The organism is Pseudolysinimonas sp. (assembly GCF_049651805.1).
Lineage (GTDB): Bacteria > Actinomycetota > Actinomycetes > Actinomycetales > Microbacteriaceae > Pseudolysinimonas_A.
Genome location: NZ_JBASCU010000022.1, coordinates 37348 through 53471, shown reverse-complemented (window position 1 = coordinate 53471; position 16124 = coordinate 37348). Strand labels below are relative to the sequence as shown.

The following is a 16124-nucleotide window of genomic DNA, read 5'->3' as shown; positions in this document are numbered from 1 at the left end:
CAGACTGGGCGCTCACGCGTGGGCGTTCCCTCCCGACGATGTGCATCGCGCCGCGAATGAGTCGGCATCCCGCACCGGACTCCATCTGCTCGGCCGCCGCACCTTACACCGAGACCGAGTTCCAGCGCGCGTGGGCGCCGGCGCAGAAAGTCGTCTACTCCCGCACGATCGACGAGGTCGGTCCGAACGCGCGCATCGAGCGGGAGTTCGACCCGGCATCCGCGCGGGCGCTGGCCGACGCATCCGGTGCCGACGTCGCGATCGGGGGCGCCGACCTCGGCGGGCAGGCGTTGCGGGCCGGCATCGTGGATGTGCTCACGCTCGTGCTGTTCCCCGTGATCATCGGCGCGGGCAGCGGGTGATCCCCGACGACGTGCGGGTCGATCTCGACCTCATCGAGCGCCGCGACTTCAGCGGGGGCATCGTGCGGCTCAGCTACCGGGTGGCGTGAGCGCGCAAGGTCTGACCATGGCGGCTCCCCCCGCTTCGCCTCTCGCGGCAGCGCAATGCACAAAGTGACTTCTCGTCACTGCGTCGTCTCCAGGTGCCGCTATCGTGCTGCCGTGCGAGTTGGTGTCTACGTTGACGGCTACAACCTCTACTACGGAGGTCGAGCTCATTGTGGTCGCGGCACGGCGGGATGGCGCTGGCTCGACGTGCGTGCCCTGGTTCTTCCTTTCGCCGGATGGAGTGGCGCATCGCTCCAGAGGATCGTCTACTGCACGGCCAGGGTTGACCCCAATGACAGCCCGAGCGCCTCGACCGATCAGTCGATCTACCTGAGCGCCTTGCTGCACGCCGGGTCTGTGGATGCTATCGAAGAGGGCCGCTACGACTCGTGGTCAAAGGAAGCGCCGCTTGTCAGCTCGCCTGCTGGTTCTAAGTCCCCGACGCTCATCGCGTCGACGGGCAACGAGCGTTGGGATTCGTCCCTTCCGCTCAGGCGCGCTTCGGGCGGGGCGATCCTTGCGACGGTGAGGAAGCGCGAGGAGAAGGGTTCCGATGTGAATGTCGCGACCCATCTCCTCCATGACGTGCTCAGCGGCGAGGTTGATGCAGCGATCGTGGTGTCCAACGATTCGGATCTCGCACTACCTCTCAAGTACGCACGCGCGGTTGTCCCGGTGGGGACAGTCAACCCGCAGATGAATTACTTGGCGGGGGCGCTTCGGGGTTCGGCGACTGAGGGTCCTGGTCGGCACTGGTGGAAGCAGTTGTCACCGGCCGACTTCAGGCGCAGTCAGTTGTCAGATCCTGTCGGCAAGTATCGGCGCCCGTCGGGTTGGTAGAACCAAGACCTTGTCTATCCGCGACTAGGCAGTCGGTGACGCTCCTGGCCGACTTGTGGCAGACTAGTCATACCAACCCGTCCCTCCACGTGAGGGCGGGTTTTTTCTTGCCCGAGCGTTCGGCCGGGCCGCGGCATCCCTAGGCGCCTGGGGTCGCACGTAGGTGCGACGATCCGGCCATCGAGCGGCGAGAGGCGGCATGCGGGGCGAGGCGACCGTGCTGCACGCCGACCTCGACGCGTTCTACGCCTCCGTCGAGCAACGTGATGCGCCGAGGCTGCGCGGACGGCCCGTGATCGTTGGCCCGAGCACGAGTGAGGGTGTCCTGGAGTCGACCTCCATCCTCGTGTTCTCCTACTCCCACTGTTCGCTGGATGGACTCATCGCGGATGAGGCGGGCGACTTCTCGTGGGCCTTCCCGCCCGAGGACGTGCATCGCGCCGCCAACGAGGCGACTGCCGGCACTGGCATCCATCTGCTCGGCCGGCGCACCTACGAGGTGATGCGCTACTGGGACGAGCCGCAGGAGGGCGCGTCTGAGGTCGAGGCGGACTTCCAACACGCGTGGGCGCCGGCGCAGAAGGTGGTCTACTCGCGGTCGATCGACGAGGTGGGTCCGAATGCGCGGATCGAGCGGGAGTTCGACCCCGCATCCGCGCGGGCGCTGGCCGCCGCATCCGATTCTGATGTCGCGATCGGCGGTGCCGATCTGGGTGGGCAGGCGCTGCGGGCCGGCATCGTGGATGTGCTCACGCTCGTCACGCCCCGCGGCGTGACTCAGCGTGTCGGAACTTCTGTCGCAGGTCTATCCGACGGCGAGGGCCGAACGATCGGGAAGCCCACGAGCTGGCCGTAGAGACAAGCGGGCCCCCGACGAGTCGGGGGCCGCGCCCGGTAGTCGAAACATCCGGGTGGTTATAGGTCGATCATATCGACACGCCCCCGACGAGACGGTGATGGCTGCGTAGACATGAGTAGACATTTCGCGAGTATGATCACAACATGAAGACCATCACCGTGGGACAGCTTCGGCAGAACCCGACCGTCATGCTCGACGAGGTCGAGGCGGGCGAGGTCTACCGGATCACCCGGCATGATCGCGAGATCGCCCGGGTCGTCCCGCGCGACCCGTCGAGCGTCCTGTTGCCGCGGAAGCGGGCCGGCGGGTCGCATCTGGCCGGAATCGATCGACACGAGCTGCAGTCCGCAGGCTCCATCGACCAGCTACTTGCTGACGAGCGCGATCGGTGACCACGTACTATCTGGATACCTCGGTCGCACTCCGGGCGTTGCTCGGGCACTCGCCTTCATCTGCAGCCTGGATCGATCAGGCGACAGCAGACGGCCGGCACCAACTCGTATCCTCCCGGGTTCTTCGCACCGAACTGACGCGGGTGCTGCGCCGCGAAGGGCTTCCGGTCAGCCGTCGCGATGAACTCCTCGACGTGCTCAGCTTCGTGCCGGTCACCGACGGCGTGCTTGCTGCTGCCGAAGCCATCGGACCGCACGTGAAGACACTCGACGCGATCCACCTCGGGTCAGTGATCGCCGCGGGCCTGGATGCGACCATCGTCACGCACGACGCGGGCATGATCGCCGCTGCGGTCGCCATGGGCTACCCGACCCTCGACCCGGTCACCGAGAGCTGAGCTCCGTCGCTCCGTACCGGGATCGAAGTCGATCCCGGTAGCGGAACCTGGCATTCTCGACTGCATGGCGCGCACGTGGCTGTCGGTAACTGTTCACTTGCTGGGTGGGCGGGGTGACCACTTGTGGCCGCCGCCAGGGCGAGTGTTCGCTGTGGGGCCGTCGCACACGTTTCACGACCTGGCGGAGGCGATCGATACCGCTTTCGCGCGCTGGGACCGTGCTCATCTTTCGATGTTCACGCTGGCCGATGGTCGGGTGGTCACGGATGGTGAGACGGGGGCGGAGATGGCCAGTGGCGCCGGCGGGCCGATCCTGGCTCCGGTCGACATGACTGAAGCGAAGGTCGCCAGGACGGTGGCGCTCGGTGCCGAGTTTCAGTACACCTTCGATCTCGGCGACGAGTGGGTGCACCGGTGCGTCGTGGGTGAGAAGAAGCTCGACCCGATGGACGAGCTGGGGATTGTGCCCCCGGTTCCACTCCCGTACTGGGGGTGGGGTGCGATACCGGATCAGTACGGCCGGCGGTGGGAGGACGACGACTCGACCGGCGCAGTGCCGAAGCGGCCCAGCCGCCCGCATCCGATGCTTCTGCGAACGTGGCCCGACGCGGCCGCGGTTCCGGAGCTCGACCTGCGCGTCGTCCGGGCCGCGACAGTGGCGGGTGATGCCGACGCGTTCCTCGACGCTATCGCGGGACGCGACGTCGATGATGCATTGCAGCAGCTCGGCGCGGGAATCGTGATGGCGCTGGAACGCCGACGGCAGCGGGCGGAGCCCATCGCGTTGTCGATCATCAATCGTCTGACCTCGCGCGGGGCTGCCGGAGACCGGGTGCTCGCCGACGACCTGTTGGGGCGGCTCAGGAGAGAGTCGCCGCCCGCACGGCAGGTTGCCGTGGACCTCGACATGCTCAGTTCGCACCTGGAAGACGAACAGGCAGGCGAGGTCTACGTCGATCTCCAAAACGGGGAGGTGTACCACGAGGATGACACCGACCCGATGACCGTCGGTATGGATGCCGCGATCGATGTGGACGCCGACCCGCAGCGCTGGCTTCGGCTCGAGCGCACTGCGTCACGGGATGCATGGAACGACATGGCGGCGTTCGCTCAACGCCAGCAGGATCACGACCTTCGCCATCGCTTGGCCCGCGCGACCGAGGGCAGGGGTGCGTTCCGGAGATTCCGCGACACCGTGCATGACGAAGGAATCGCGGAGGCGTGGCGGGTGTTCTCAGACGACCGAAGGTGGGGTCGCGCGCGAGAATTGCTTGCCGACGCGGGCGTGCGAGTGACCTGAGCGGCAGAGTTCAGCGCGCAATCACTCTGGGCGTTCCCACCCGACGACGTGAGCATCCGACACCGAGGCCGAGTTCCAACGCGTGGGCGTCAGCCATGGAAGTAGCCGGTGAAGTTATAAGCTAATTCGCATCCGTCTTATAACTACCGACCCATTTCCCAAGGTTTGAGGAGCAGTCGATGCGTGCGGAGTTGTTCACGAGCACCCGGTTCGGATCGCTCACCACTCGTCCGCTGAGCGCGTGGCCGCACAGCTACTTCTTGCCCGAGCCAATGCCGCGCGAACTCGAGCTCAGGCCGGAGACGGTGGCCTCGGTATCTCGCGCCGACCTCGCCCTCGGGCGCCTGTCCGGCCTCGCGCTGCTCGTCGATGACCCCGACCTTCTCCTCGGACCGGCGATGGCTCAGGAGGCACTTTCTAGCTCCCGGATCGAAGGAACTCAGGCATCCCTCAGCGAGGTGCTCTCGGTCGCGAACGAGGACGCGCCGATCCTCGACGACAACCTGAGGGAAGTCAGCAACTACCTGGGTGCGCTGCGGCAGGGCTCCGAGCTGCTTCCATCCCTGCCGTTGACCCAACGCTTCTTATGCGCCCTGCACGCGACCCTTCTTACGGATGTGCGCGGCGAGGAGAAATCCCCGGGCAGCCTCCGCACCTCGCCGGTGTGGATCGGTTCACCGAATGCCCGCCCTGAGACTGCGAAGTTCATTCCCCCGCATCAGGACCACCTCGGCGATCTCCTCGCCGATTGGGAACGCTTCGTCAACCAGCCGTCGAGCATGCCACCGGTGCTCCGGTGTGCCCTTTCGCACTACCAGTTCGAGACGATCCACCCGTTTCTCGATGGCAACGGTCGGATCGGGCGGCTCCTCATCGGATTCCAGCTCATCGCCGATGGCATTCTCACGGCGCCGATCCTGCACATCTCCGGGTACTTCGAACGCCACCGCGATGCCTACTACGACCGGCTTCAGGCGGTGCGGGAACGCGGCGAGATCGAGGAATGGGTTCAGTTCTTCTGCGCTGCGGTCGAAGAGCAGGCGAACCTGAGTGCTTCGCGGATTCGTGCACTGGTCGAGACTCGGGAGCGGTACCGCCGTGAGTCGGCGGGCGATAGGTCAGCGCTCCCCGCGGTGATCGACATCATCTTCCGAAACCCGGTTGTCACGGTGAGCTCGGTGATGCGGGCGCTCTCAGTCAGTCAGCCGACCGCTTCAGCCGCTCTCCGAAAGGCCGAGCGGCGCGGATGGTTGCGTTCGGCCGGGCGGTGGGGACGAGGAGCCAAAGAACGCTGGATCGCCACAGAAGTCTGGGCGGCGGTCACCGGCAACACCGACCTCAATGAAGACCCAGGCGCATCGCGATAGGGCTTCAAGTAGGCAATGGGTGGAGGGCGGGTTTTTCCTGCCCGCGCATTCGGGGCAGGTTGAAGCATTGCCCGGCCGGGCCGCGGCATCCCGGGACTCTCGTGTCGCACGTGCGTGCGACGATCCGGCCATCGAGCGGCGGGAGGCGGCATGCGGGGCGAGGCGACCGTGCTGCACGCCGACCTCGACGCCTTCTACGCCTCGGTCGAGCAGCGGGATGCGCCGAGGCTGCGCGGTCGCCCCGTGATCGTCGGCGGCGGAGTGGTACTCGCCGCGAGCTACGAGGCGAAGGCCCGCGGGGTGCGCACCGCGATGGGCGGCCGGCAGGCGCTCGAGCTGTGTCCGGATGCCGTGGTCGTTCCGCCGCGGATGGATGCCTACTCTCAGGCGAGCAAAGACGTGTTCGCGATCTTCCGCGACACGACCCCGCTCGTGGAGGGCATCTCGATCGACGAGGCGTTCCTCGAGGTCGGCGGGCTGCGGCACATCGTCGGCACGCCCGAGCAGGTCGCCGTGCGGCTGCGGGAACGGGTGCGGGTGGAGGTCGGGCTGCCCATCTCGGTCGGCATCGCGCGCACCAAGTTCCTCGCGAAGGTCGCCAGCGCGGTGAGCAAACCCGACGGGCTGCTCGTGGTCGAGCCCGACAGGGAGCGCGAGTTTCTGCACCCCCTGCCGGTCGAGCGGCTGTGGGGCGTCGGAAGGGTGACCGCCGCGAAGTTGCACCGGCTCGGCATCCGCACTGTCGGTCAACTCGCCGAACTCGAAGAGGCGACGGCCGAGCGGCTGCTGGGAAAGGCATCCGGAGCCCACCTGCACGCGCTGGCCCGCCTGCGCGACCCACGACCGGTCGACACCACGCGGCGTCGCGGCTCGATCGGATCGCAGCGCGCTCTCGGCCGACGCCCGCGTTCCCCCGAAGAGCTTGACCTCATGCTCACCCAGATCATCGACCGCCTCGCACGCCGTCTGCGCGACGGGGATCGCGCGTGCCGCACGGTCGTGCTGCGGCTGCGCTTCGGCGACTTCGCGAAGGCGACCCGGTCGCATACCATCGGCGCCCCGACCGATCGCACCGCCGTGCTGCTCGCCGTCGCCCAGGGTCTGCTCGCTGGCGCCCTGCCCGAGATCGCCGACCGGGGCATCACCCTCATCGGCGTCTCGCTGTCGCAGCTGCGTCGGGCCGGCGACCTGCAGCCGGAGCTGCCGATCGATTGGGGCGAGGGGGTGCGCCTCGACACGGTGCTGGATGCCGTGCGCGAGAAGTTCGGCGCGGCGTCGGTCGCGAGGGCGGCACAGCTCGGTCGCGATCCGGGGTGGTCGACTCCGCTGTTGCCCGAGCATGAGTGACGCTATCCACCAATCCCGTTGGGGATCCTGTACGGTTCGTCGCGCGGGTTAGCATCCGTCCATGCGAGCACGGCGGACCGTTGCGGTGTACGTCGATGGGTTCGCGCTCTACAAGGCTCTGCTGCAGTATCGGCACCCGCAGCACAAGTGGCTCGATCTCATTGCGCTGTGTGCACGGCTGTTTCCTCACCGAGACGTCGTGCAGGTCAAGTACTTCTCTGCGCGACTCAAGCCGCTGACCAAGGATCCGGGAGTCGGCCAGCGCCAACAGATCTATTGGAGAGCACTGCGCACCACCGATGTCGAAATCGTCGAAGGCAACTTTTCCTTCGTGAAGCAGTACTTGCCGATCCACCCAGAGGAGGTCGGAGACAACGGCAAGGTCGTGACCGCGCGGGTCAAGCGACCGGAAGAGAAGGGCTCGGACGTCGCCTTGGCGTCCCACCTCATCCTCGACGCGCTGGATGGTGTGGCTGACTCGTATGCGATCATCACCAACGACTCCGATCTCGCCCCACCAGTCGGCATGCTCTGCGCACGCGGGTACCGGGTGGCCCTTGTGTCAGTCGCCGGCCCGCACTACAACAAGGCGTTCGAGGGAACGGGAATCGAGACGGTCCGACAGATCCGGGAAGGCACATTGCGCGCGTCTCAGTTCGCTCGTCGCTTGATTGACGCCGAAGGACGAACGATCACGAAGCCGCCGAGCTGGCCGTAGAAAGAAGCAGGCCCCCGACGAGTCGGGGGCCGCGCCCGGTAGTCGAAACATCCGGGTGGTTATGCATCGATCGTACCAGCCGCCCCGACCCGAAGGCAGCCCACGACGAGATCAGAGTGCGATAGTTGCACGCATGACCACCTCACCCGCGTCGGTCGCCGTCATCACGGGCGCTGGCAGCCCCACCGGAATCGGGATGGCGGCCGCCCGCCGCCTCGGGGCCGACGGCTGCCGCATCGTCATCACCTCAACAACCGACCGCATCTTCGAGCGGGTCGCCGAGTTGCGCGCTGACGACATCGAGGCCGAGGGGGTTGTGGCCGACCTCACCGACCAGGCCGGTGTCGACGCCGTCGTCGGAGCTGCGCAGGAACGGTTCGGCGACATCACGGTGCTCGTCAACAATGCCGGGATGACCTCGCAGGCCACGCCTGCGGGTCCGGGGTCGATCGACGCGATCACCACCGCCCAGTGGCACGCGGCCATCGAGCGCAACCTCACGACGGCGTTCCTCATGATCCGCGCCGTGGTGCCCGGCATGACCGCCCGCGGGTTTGGGCGCATCGTCACCGTGTCCTCCCTATCGGGCCCGGTGCAGGCGTACCGCGGCGACGTCGCCTATCACGCTGCCAAGGCCGGGCTGCTGGGCCTCACACGCGCCGCGGCGGTCGACACCGCCGCATCCGGCGTCACCGTCAACGCGGTCGCACCGGGCTGGATCGACACCGGGTCGGCCACCGAGCGCGAGCGCGCCATGGGCGCCGCGACGCCGGTTGGACGCCCGGGCACGCCCGACGAGGTCGCGTACGTCGTCGCCATGCTCGCTGCCGACGAGGCGTCGTACATCACCGGTCAGCTCATCGTGGTCGACGGTGCCAACTCGATCAACGAAGAGCGCGCCGTCTGACCTCGGTCACGAGCTGGCGAGCACCGCGGCGAGTTCGGTGAGCAGCCGGTCGGCGTCGGCGTCGTCGAACACCAGGGGCGGGCGGATCTTGAGGGTCGTGTTGTCGGGGCCACTCGCCGCGAGCAGCACGCGCCGGTCGCGGAGCGCGTTGACCACGTCGAGGGTGAACGCCTCGTCGACCAGATCGACGCCGAGGAACAGCCCCGCCCCGCGCACCGCGAGAATGCGCTCGTCACGCAAGCCCCGGATCCCCTCGGCCAGTCGCCCGCCGACGATCCGCGCGTGTTCGATGAGCTGCTCGTCTTCGATCACGTCGAGCGTCGCCGAGGCGGCGGCGATCGAGACGCTGTTGCCGCCGAAGGTATTGAAGTAGCGCATGGTGCGCCCGAACGGCTCCAGCACGTCGGGGCGGGCGACCATCGCGGCGACCGGATGCCCGTTGGCCATGGGCTTGCCCATGGTGACGATGTCGGGCTCGATCCCGTAGCGGGTGAACCCCCACATCCCGTGCCCGAGACGCCCGAAGCCGGGCTGCACCTCGTCGGCGATGAACAGGCCACCCGCGGCGCGCACCACGGCGACCGCCTCGGCGAGTCCCTCGAGATCGGGGTGCCCGCCGTCGCTCGCGAACACGGTGTCGACGATCAGCGCCGCCGGCCGGATGCCCGCCGCGTCCAACTCGCGAAGCGACGCGGCGACCGCCTCGGCGAAGGGCACATCGGTGACGGGACCCCGGGCGGCGCGGGCCCAGGGCGCCATGCCATCCAAGCCCGTTAGCGACGGGGAGATACCGGCGATCTCGGTGGTGATGCCGTGGTACGCGTTCCAGCTGACGATGACGCCCTCGCCGCCGGTCGCCGCCTTCGCGACCCGCAGCGCCAGATCGTTCGCTTCGGAGCCCGTGCAGGTGAACATCACCTCGCCCGGCATCGGCATCGTCGCGAGAAGCCGCTCGGCATAGGCGACGGTCGGCTCCGACAGGTACCGGGTGTGGGTGTTCAGCCGCGCGGCCTGCTCGGCGATCGCCGCCACGACCCGTGGATGCGCGTGCCCGACCGAGGGCACGTTGTTGTACGCGTCGAGGTAGTCGACACCGTCGACGTCGAACAGGTGGGCCCGCTCGCCGCGCACGAACTCGAGCGGTTCGCGGTAGAACAGCCGGTACGACGGACCGAGCGCGGCGGCACGTCGCCGCACCAGGCTCGCGGTTCGCGGGTCGAGGCGGTCGACGGTGCTCTCGTCGAAGTAGGTGGTCGGGCCGACCATCACGCCTCCTTCAGGATCAGGTGCAGTTTGCGGTCGTTCGCGGCGTAGAAGCCGGACGGGTCGGAGTGCGCGTGGCGCTGCAGCGCCTGGTTGATCACGCTGCGCATGATCGTGCGAGCCACCATCAGCATCGGCAGCTGCGCGAGCTCAGGCCCGCTGAGTGGCACCTCGTCGAGGAATCCGGCCGTGAACGCGTCGACCTCGGGCCACGGCCGCGGCCCGTCGGGCACGAGGTAGGCGAGGGCGACGGCCAGCTCGCACACTCGGGGCGAGTAGACCGCGTCACCGAAATCGAGGATGCCCTCGAGGGAACCTGCGCGCACGAGCAGGTTGCCGGGGTGGCTGTCGTTGTGGATCACCTGGTGGGGCAGCGTCGTGAGGGCGGGCAGCGTCTCGGCGATGAAGCGGTCGATGACCTCGAGGTGCAGCGGGGTGGTGGTGTGGGGTCGCAGGTCGGGCAGCTGCGGCAGGTCCCAGGCCAGGTCGCGGTGCGCGCCCGGATGCCGGAAGCTGGCGAGCGCGCGGTTGAGGCGGCCCACCATCCGGCCCGCCGTCTCGAAAAAGCTGACGGGCAGTTCTCGGCCGACGACGATGTCGCCGTCGAGCCAGGTCAGAGCGCGCGCGTGACGACCGGCGACCGTAGCCGACAACGACCCGTCGAGGGTCGCGACGACGCGCTGCACGGGGATGCCGGGGTCGGTCGCCGCGACGTGTGCCAACGCGGCGGATTGCATCTCGATCACGGCGGGGTCGTCACGGGGGTGCGCGACCTTCAGCAGCACGTCGCCCGCGCGGAACGTGTCATCCCGCTCGGTGTCGAGCCGCACCGGATCGGGTGCCTCGATGTCCCAGTGCTGCCGTAGCGCCGCGTGTGCTCCCGCGGAGTCGAGGTGGTCGAACGGCTCTGCGAGTCCGTCGAGGAGCGAGATCATGAGTCGATCCCCTTCAGTCGACCGTGCGCGGGCGGCTGCTGAGCCTCGCCTGCATCCCGCCGAGGATGAACTCGAGGCCGGTCTCGAAGGCTTCATCGAGCAGGGCCTGTGGGCTGTTCCAACTTCCCATCGCTCGCGCCAGCGCACCTTCATCGTCGGGGTCCACCCAGATCTGCTGCGGTGCCCGTTGCTCAAGGGCGTTGCCGATCGCGAAACTGTCGATCACCTCAAGGAGTACGCCGACCTCGGCGTCATCGAAGCCCGCGGAGGCAAGGGTTCGAGCGAGGTCGCGGTAGATCTCCAACACATCGGGCTGCGCGAGGGGCACCCCGATGAGCAGCGGCACGACGTTCGGATGCGCTGAGTAGGCGGCGCGTTGAGCTCGCGCGATCACAGTGACCCGGTCGACCCACGTTCCGCCGTCCTCCATCGGCACCGGATGCTCGGCCACCATCACGCCACGAATGAGCTCGACCAGCGCGTCCTTGCCGTCGACGTGGTTGTACAGCGCGGGCGCCGACACCCCCAGGCGCTTGGCCAGGCGTCGCATGCTGAACGGTTCTCCGCTGTCGATGATCTCGAGGGCGGTCTCGGCAATCAATTCGACCGAGAGGAGAGGAGTAAGGGGTCGTCCCACCGCTACCTCGAACTCTCGTCAGAATGCGCTCGACCGCGGTCACGATCGATTGCCTATTGCACCACGAACCTCGTATCTCCCATACTAAGTGAACACTGTTAGTTTTGGTGATCGACAACGCAGTCCACCCGGAGGTACAGATGTCAGTCAGCGAGAAGAGCGCCGAAGCGCAACCTTCCGAGGCGCAGCCCGGACAACTCAAGAAGGGTGCCCTCGGCACCGGCGGAATCGTCTTCCTCGTGGTCTCCGCCGCCGCGCCCCTCACGGCCATCGCGGGAGTCGCCCCCCTGGCGATCCTCATCGCGGGGCCCGCGGCCCCGACGGCCTACCTGATCGCCGGTGCGGCGCTCGTGGTCTTCGCCATCGGATTCATGGCGATGACCCGCCACGTGCGCCAGACCGGCGGTTTCTACACCTACATCTCCCACGCGCTCGGCAAGACCGTGGGCCTCGGCGCTGGCATCCTGGCGCTCGTCTCGTATAACGCCATGCAGATCGGCATCTACGGCCTCTTCGCGATCACCTCGAGCGCCATGCTCGAGACCTTCTTCGGCATCACGGTGCCGTGGGGTGTGCTGGCCTTCCTCGCCATCGCCGGAGTATGGGCACTCGGCTTCTTCGGCATCGACGTCGGAGCCAAGGTGCTCGGCGTGCTGCTCGTCGCCGAGACGCTCATCCTTCTGATCCTGGGAATCGCGATCGCGATTCAGGGCGGTCCTGAGGGCTTCCAGTTCGGCCTGTTCAACCCGACGTTCGTGTTCACGCCGGAGCTCAGCGTCGTGCTGGGGCTGGCGCTCGGCGCCTTCCTCGGCTTCGAGGCGACGGCGCTCTACCGGTCCGAGGCGCGCAACCCGAACACGTCCATCCCCCGCGCGACCTACATCGCCATCGGGTTCCTGACCGTCTTCTACGCGGTGATCGTCTGGCTGCTCGTGCAGGCGTGGGGCGAAAGCGGTGTGCAGGGCTTCATCGGTGAGAACGGCGTCACCCCGTTCGCGTTCATCACGGCCGAAACCTTCCTCGGGCAGTGGGCGAACCTCGCGATGCTGGCACTCATCGTCACGAGTGTCTACGCCGGGCTCCTTGCGTTCCACAACACGATCAACCGCTACACCTACGCCTTGGCGCGGGACGGCATCCTGCCGGCAGCCCTCGCCAGCACGCGGCGCAACGGTTCACCACACATCGCGGGGCTCGTGCAGACCATCCTGTCGGTGCTGATCGTCGGCGGTTTCGTGATCGCCGGCGCCGACCCGTTCCTCAACCTGCTGATCTGGGTCAACACCCCGGGTGTCGTGGGAATCCTCGTGCTGCAGCTGCTGGCATCCATTGCGGTCATCGTGTTCTTCGTGCGCAACCGCACCCTGGAACGCAGGTGGTACGTGCTGCCGGCGGCCATCTTGGCCACCGTCGCGCTGGCCTGGTTCGCCGTTCTCATCGTGATCAACATCGACGTCCTCACGGGAGCGGGAGCTGCAGCCAACGTGGTCATCCTGTTGGTCGTGCCGGTCGCCTTCCTCGTCGGAGTCGTTCTGGCTGTCATCTACAAGCGGACCCGGCCGGCCACCTACGAGCGCATCGGCGGCGGCGACCGGGATGACTGATTCCCCCGCCGACCTCGTCCTCACCGCCGACCGCATCCACACGATGTCGGCGGTGGTGGGGGCGACCTCGGTGGCGATCTGCGACGGGGTGGTCGTCGCGGTGGGAGGAGAGAGCGAGATGGCCGGGTTCATCGGACCCGGCACTCGCTCTCTCCGGTACCCGGGGGCGACCATCGTTCCGGGCCTCAGCGATGGCCACGCGCATCCGGTCTCGGGGGCGGGCTTCGCGGTCGGCATGGACCTTCGCGGGGTCACGTCGATGCCCGAACTCCGGCGGGAGCTGACCACGGCGCTCGCGAGCCTCAAGCCGGGTGACTGGCTGCGAGGGTGGGGGCTCGACCCCAACGTGTGGGGATCTCAGCGCGTGACGTCTGCGCCCCTCGACGAGGTCGTCGGCACCGTGCCGATGTTCCTTCGCTTCTTCGACGCCCACTCGGCTCTCGCGAACCCGGCGGCGTTGCAGGCGGCCGGCATCTCGGGGCCGCGCACCTTCCCGACCGGATCGCGCGTGGATGCCGACAGCCACGGCATCCCGACGGGGCTCCTGCTGGAGGCCGAGGCCATGCAGCCCGTGTTCGAGGTGCTGCCGCGCGAGCCGATCGAAAACCATGCGAACCGCGTGAAGCAGCTGTTGGCCGACATGGCTGCGAGCGGGCTGACGTCGTCGCAGGTGATGGACTTCCTCGAGGAGCCGTTTGATCTTCTGCGGCTCATCGAAGCCGAGGGTGAACTGCCGCTGCGCCTGCGATTCTCGCCGTGGATCGAGCCCAAGCACAGTCCCGACGACTGGGCGCGCTTTCTCGAGTGGCAGGGAACAGGCGGGCGCCGCTGGAAGGTGCACGGGGTGAAGTTCTTCCTCGATGGAACGATCGACGGCGGCACGGCCTGGCTCGACGCCCCCGACACGCACGGTCAGTCCACCAACTCGGTGTGGAGCAATCCGGCCGACTATGTGGCGGCCATGCGCTTCTTCGCGGAGAACGGGATCGGCACCGCGACCCACGCGATCGGGGATGCCGCCATCCGGTTCGCCCTCACCACCATCGCGCAGCTACAGGTGCCGGGCGGTCCCGTGCATCGCATCGAGCACGCAGAGACTCTTCCCGACGACCTCGTGGATGTCTTCCCTGCATCCGGAGCGGTCGCGAGCATGCAACCCACCCACTGCACCCATTTCGTGCGGGCGGACCTGACCGACAATTGGTCCGAACGGCTCGGGCCCGATCGCGCCCGGCGTGCCTGGCGAACCCGGGCTCTCGCGCAAGCCGGCGTCACTCTTGCGCTCGGATCGGACTGGCCGGTTGCTCCCTTCGAACCGCTCGCCATCATGGCCGATGCCCAACTGCGTCGGGATGTCGCCCAACCTGACGACGACCCGGTTCTGCCGGAGGAGAGTCTGACCGCTCTGCAGGCGCTCGAGGGATACACGATCGGCGCGGCCATTGCGGCGGGGGTCGCGCACACGGAAGGCTCGATTACCGTGGGTAAGGTCGCCGACCTGACGATCCTGGCCGCCGATCCCCTGGCCATCCCACCGGAAGAACTCGCAGGTACCGCAATTCTCGCAACGGTCGTCGGTGGCGAGATCCAGTTCGCGGCGACAGGCTGAAAGCGAAGGCATCGTGAGCACCACCACACTGCTGGTGATCGACCTGCAGAACGACTACTTTCCGGGCGGCGCGTACCCGTTGGTCGGTGCCGACGATGCGGTCGCGGTGGCTCGCGCGGTGCTCGATCGCTTCCGGGCCGACGGGGCGCCGGTGGTGCACATGCAGCACGTCTGGGATGCCCCGGATGCCGCCTTCATGCGACCGGGCACGCCGGGGATCGAGATCCATCCGCTTGTGCAGCCCGCCGGGGGTGAGACGCTCATCCAGAAGGAGCATCCGAACTCGTTCCTCGAAACCGACCTCGCCGCGAAGCTGGCCGAACTGAATGCCGAGCGGCTCGTCGTGATGGGGATGATGACGAGCATGTGTGTTGACGCGTCGGTGCGCGCCGCCCTCGACCTCGGTTTCGAGGCCGTCGTCGTCGCCGACGCGTGTGCGGCCCCCGACCTGAGTTACGGCGAACGTGTCGTGGACGGGTTGTCGGTGCACACCGCCTTCCTCGCCGCGCTGCGGGATGCCGGTGCCGACGTCGTCACTGCGGCCGACCTCGTCGCGCCCTCACCCATGCCGGCGACGATACGCCTCGACGCTGATGCTGCGGGAAGAGATCCCGACGGCCGCGTGTTGCCAGTGACATGACCCATCGGAACGTGCGCATCGGCGTGCAGATCGCCCCGCAGCACGCTCCCTACGAGCAGATCCGAGACACCGCCGCCCAACTGGAAGAGATGGGCGTCGACATCCTGTTCAACTGGGACCACTTCTTTCCGCTCAGCGGCGAGCGCGACGGGTTGCACTTCGAGTCGTGGACGATGCTCGCCGCGCTCGCCGAGCAGACCCGTCGGGTCGAGATCGGCGCCCTGGTCAACTGCAACAGCTACCGCAACGCCCACCTGCAGGCCGACATGGCCCGCACGATCGACCACATCAGCGCGCACGGCACCGGCACCGGTCGGTTCATCTTCGGCACCGGCTCGGGCTGGTTCGAGCGCGACTACGACGAGTACGGCTACGAGTTCGGCACCGTCGGCAGCCGACTGGATGCCCTCGCCCGCGACCTGCCCGTCATCGAGGAGCGCTGGGGCAAGCTCAACCCTGCGCCGACCCGCGACATCCCGATCCTCATCGGCGGTGGCGGCGAGAAGAAGACCCTCCGCATCGTCGCGCAGCACGCCGACATCTGGCACAGCTTCAGCGACGCCCCGACCCTGGAACGCAAGCTCGGCATCCTCGCAGAGCACGGCGCGGCCGTTGGGCGCGACACCGGCGAGATCGAGGTCTCGGTCGAGATCGGCAGGAAGCGACTCGAGGATGCCGACGAGCTGCACGCCCTCGGCGCGCGGCTCTTCACTGTCGCCGTCACCGGCCCGAATCACAATCTCGAGCGCGTCGCGGACTGGCTCGCCTGGCGCGACGCGAAGAACGCCACCGGCTGAGTGCGCGATCGCGCACTTCCCAACCTGTGCGCGATCGGGCACACTGAGGAGTGTGCGCGAAC

Annotated in this window: 16 protein-coding genes and 1 pseudogene; 14 read left to right on the top strand and 3 right to left on the bottom strand. The window is 67.7% G+C overall.

Annotation, left to right across the window (positions count from 1 at the left end; all coding sequences use genetic code 11):
• Positions 1–56 precede the first annotated feature (56 nt).
• The 10 genes and pseudogenes from WBL06_RS05710 (at position 57) to WBL06_RS05665 (ending at position 8577) form a co-directional block, all read left to right on the top strand.
• Positions 57–362, top strand: a complete 306-nt coding sequence (locus tag WBL06_RS05710; RefSeq protein ID WP_424455011.1) for a dihydrofolate reductase family protein — start codon at positions 57–59, stop codon at positions 360–362.
• Positions 363–563: 201 nt separating this feature from the next.
• Positions 564–1289, top strand: a complete 726-nt coding sequence (locus tag WBL06_RS05705) for an NYN domain-containing protein (protein WP_424455010.1) — start codon at positions 564–566, stop codon at positions 1287–1289.
• 199 nt (positions 1290–1488) lie between these two features.
• Positions 1489–1629: pseudogene (locus tag WBL06_RS05700) on the top strand (DNA polymerase IV); the annotation flags it as partial.
• Between the two features lie 662 nt (positions 1630–2291).
• Complete coding sequence (locus WBL06_RS05695) at positions 2292–2540, top strand: type II toxin-antitoxin system Phd/YefM family antitoxin (protein WP_424455009.1); 249 nt, start codon at positions 2292–2294, stop codon at positions 2538–2540.
• Positions 2537–2938, top strand: coding sequence for a type II toxin-antitoxin system VapC family toxin (locus tag WBL06_RS05690; protein WP_424455008.1), 402 nt, complete (start codon positions 2537–2539; stop codon positions 2936–2938). Before WBL06_RS05695 ends, WBL06_RS05690 begins: the two co-directional genes overlap by 4 nt.
• A gap of 64 nt (positions 2939–3002) precedes the next feature.
• Positions 3003–4238, top strand: coding sequence for a hypothetical protein (locus WBL06_RS05685; protein ID WP_424455007.1), 1236 nt, complete (start codon positions 3003–3005; stop codon positions 4236–4238).
• Between the two features lie 179 nt (positions 4239–4417).
• Positions 4418–5605: a Fic family protein gene (locus tag WBL06_RS05680; protein WP_424455006.1), complete on the top strand. Its 1188-nt coding sequence runs from the start codon at positions 4418–4420 to the stop codon at positions 5603–5605.
• Positions 5606–5755: 150 nt separating this feature from the next.
• On the top strand, positions 5756–6952 hold the full coding sequence (gene dinB / locus WBL06_RS05675; protein ID WP_424455005.1) for a DNA polymerase IV: 1197 nt from the start codon (positions 5756–5758) through the stop codon (positions 6950–6952).
• 61 nt (positions 6953–7013) lie between these two features.
• Entirely contained in the window at positions 7014–7670 is a 657-nt protein-coding gene (locus WBL06_RS05670; protein WP_424455004.1) for an NYN domain-containing protein, read from the top strand.
• A 133-nt stretch (positions 7671–7803) separates the two neighbouring features.
• Entirely contained in the window at positions 7804–8577 is a 774-nt protein-coding gene (locus WBL06_RS05665) for an SDR family NAD(P)-dependent oxidoreductase (protein WP_424455003.1), read from the top strand.
• Positions 8578–8583: 6 nt separating this feature from the next.
• Here WBL06_RS05665 and WBL06_RS05660 read toward each other — a convergent pair whose 3' ends face one another.
• The 3 genes from WBL06_RS05660 to WBL06_RS05650 are packed head-to-tail and all read right to left on the bottom strand — an operon-like array spanning position 8584 to position 11412.
• Complete coding sequence (locus WBL06_RS05660; RefSeq protein WP_424455002.1) at positions 8584–9843, bottom strand: aspartate aminotransferase family protein; 1260 nt, start codon at positions 9841–9843, stop codon at positions 8584–8586.
• Positions 9843–10775 carry a phosphotransferase gene (locus tag WBL06_RS05655; RefSeq protein WP_424455001.1) on the bottom strand — a complete coding sequence of 311 codons (933 nt, stop codon included), beginning with the start codon at positions 10773–10775 and terminating at the stop codon, positions 9843–9845. The genes WBL06_RS05660 and WBL06_RS05655 overlap by 1 nt, the downstream gene beginning before the upstream one ends.
• Before the next feature lie 13 nt (positions 10776–10788).
• The gene (locus tag WBL06_RS05650) at positions 10789–11412 is read right to left on the bottom strand and encodes a TetR/AcrR family transcriptional regulator (RefSeq protein ID WP_424455000.1); all 624 of its coding nucleotides are present in this window, start codon (positions 11410–11412) and stop codon (positions 10789–10791) included.
• Between the two features lie 140 nt (positions 11413–11552).
• Here WBL06_RS05650 and WBL06_RS05645 point away from each other — a divergent pair, with 140 nt between their 5' ends.
• From WBL06_RS05645 to WBL06_RS05630, 4 genes are read left to right on the top strand one after another with little or no spacing between them, the layout of a single operon-like run.
• Positions 11553–13016, top strand: a complete 1464-nt coding sequence (locus WBL06_RS05645; RefSeq protein ID WP_424454999.1) for an APC family permease — start codon at positions 11553–11555, stop codon at positions 13014–13016.
• Entirely contained in the window at positions 13009–14625 is a 1617-nt protein-coding gene (locus WBL06_RS05640; RefSeq protein ID WP_424454998.1) for an amidohydrolase, read from the top strand. The genes WBL06_RS05645 and WBL06_RS05640 overlap by 8 nt, the downstream gene beginning before the upstream one ends.
• Before the next feature lie 13 nt (positions 14626–14638).
• Positions 14639–15265, top strand: a complete 627-nt coding sequence (locus WBL06_RS05635; protein ID WP_424454997.1) for an isochorismatase family protein — start codon at positions 14639–14641, stop codon at positions 15263–15265.
• Positions 15262–16062, top strand: coding sequence for an LLM class F420-dependent oxidoreductase (locus WBL06_RS05630; RefSeq protein ID WP_424454996.1), 801 nt, complete (start codon positions 15262–15264; stop codon positions 16060–16062). Before WBL06_RS05635 ends, WBL06_RS05630 begins: the two co-directional genes overlap by 4 nt.
• The last annotated feature ends 62 nt before the right edge of the window (positions 16063–16124 follow it).

Coding starts and splice junctions, on each gene's coding strand:
- dinB (WP_424455005.1), top strand. CDS start 5,756: ATGCGGGGCGAGGCGACCGTGCTGCACGCCGACCTCGACGCCTTCTAC.
- WBL06_RS05660 (WP_424455002.1), bottom strand. CDS start 9,843: ATGGTCGGCCCGACCACCTACTTCGACGAGAGCACCGTCGACCGCCTC.
- WBL06_RS05665 (WP_424455003.1), top strand. CDS start 7,804: ATGACCACCTCACCCGCGTCGGTCGCCGTCATCACGGGCGCTGGCAGC.
- WBL06_RS05655 (WP_424455001.1), bottom strand. CDS start 10,775: ATGATCTCGCTCCTCGACGGACTCGCAGAGCCGTTCGACCACCTCGAC.
- WBL06_RS05670 (WP_424455004.1), top strand. CDS start 7,014: ATGCGAGCACGGCGGACCGTTGCGGTGTACGTCGATGGGTTCGCGCTC.
- WBL06_RS05645 (WP_424454999.1), top strand. CDS start 11,553: ATGTCAGTCAGCGAGAAGAGCGCCGAAGCGCAACCTTCCGAGGCGCAG.
- WBL06_RS05640 (WP_424454998.1), top strand. CDS start 13,009: ATGACTGATTCCCCCGCCGACCTCGTCCTCACCGCCGACCGCATCCAC.
- WBL06_RS05685 (WP_424455007.1), top strand. CDS start 3,003: ATGGCGCGCACGTGGCTGTCGGTAACTGTTCACTTGCTGGGTGGGCGG.
- WBL06_RS05695 (WP_424455009.1), top strand. CDS start 2,292: ATGAAGACCATCACCGTGGGACAGCTTCGGCAGAACCCGACCGTCATG.
- WBL06_RS05710 (WP_424455011.1), top strand. CDS start 57: ATGAGTCGGCATCCCGCACCGGACTCCATCTGCTCGGCCGCCGCACCT.
- WBL06_RS05630 (WP_424454996.1), top strand. CDS start 15,262: ATGACCCATCGGAACGTGCGCATCGGCGTGCAGATCGCCCCGCAGCAC.
- WBL06_RS05680 (WP_424455006.1), top strand. CDS start 4,418: ATGCGTGCGGAGTTGTTCACGAGCACCCGGTTCGGATCGCTCACCACT.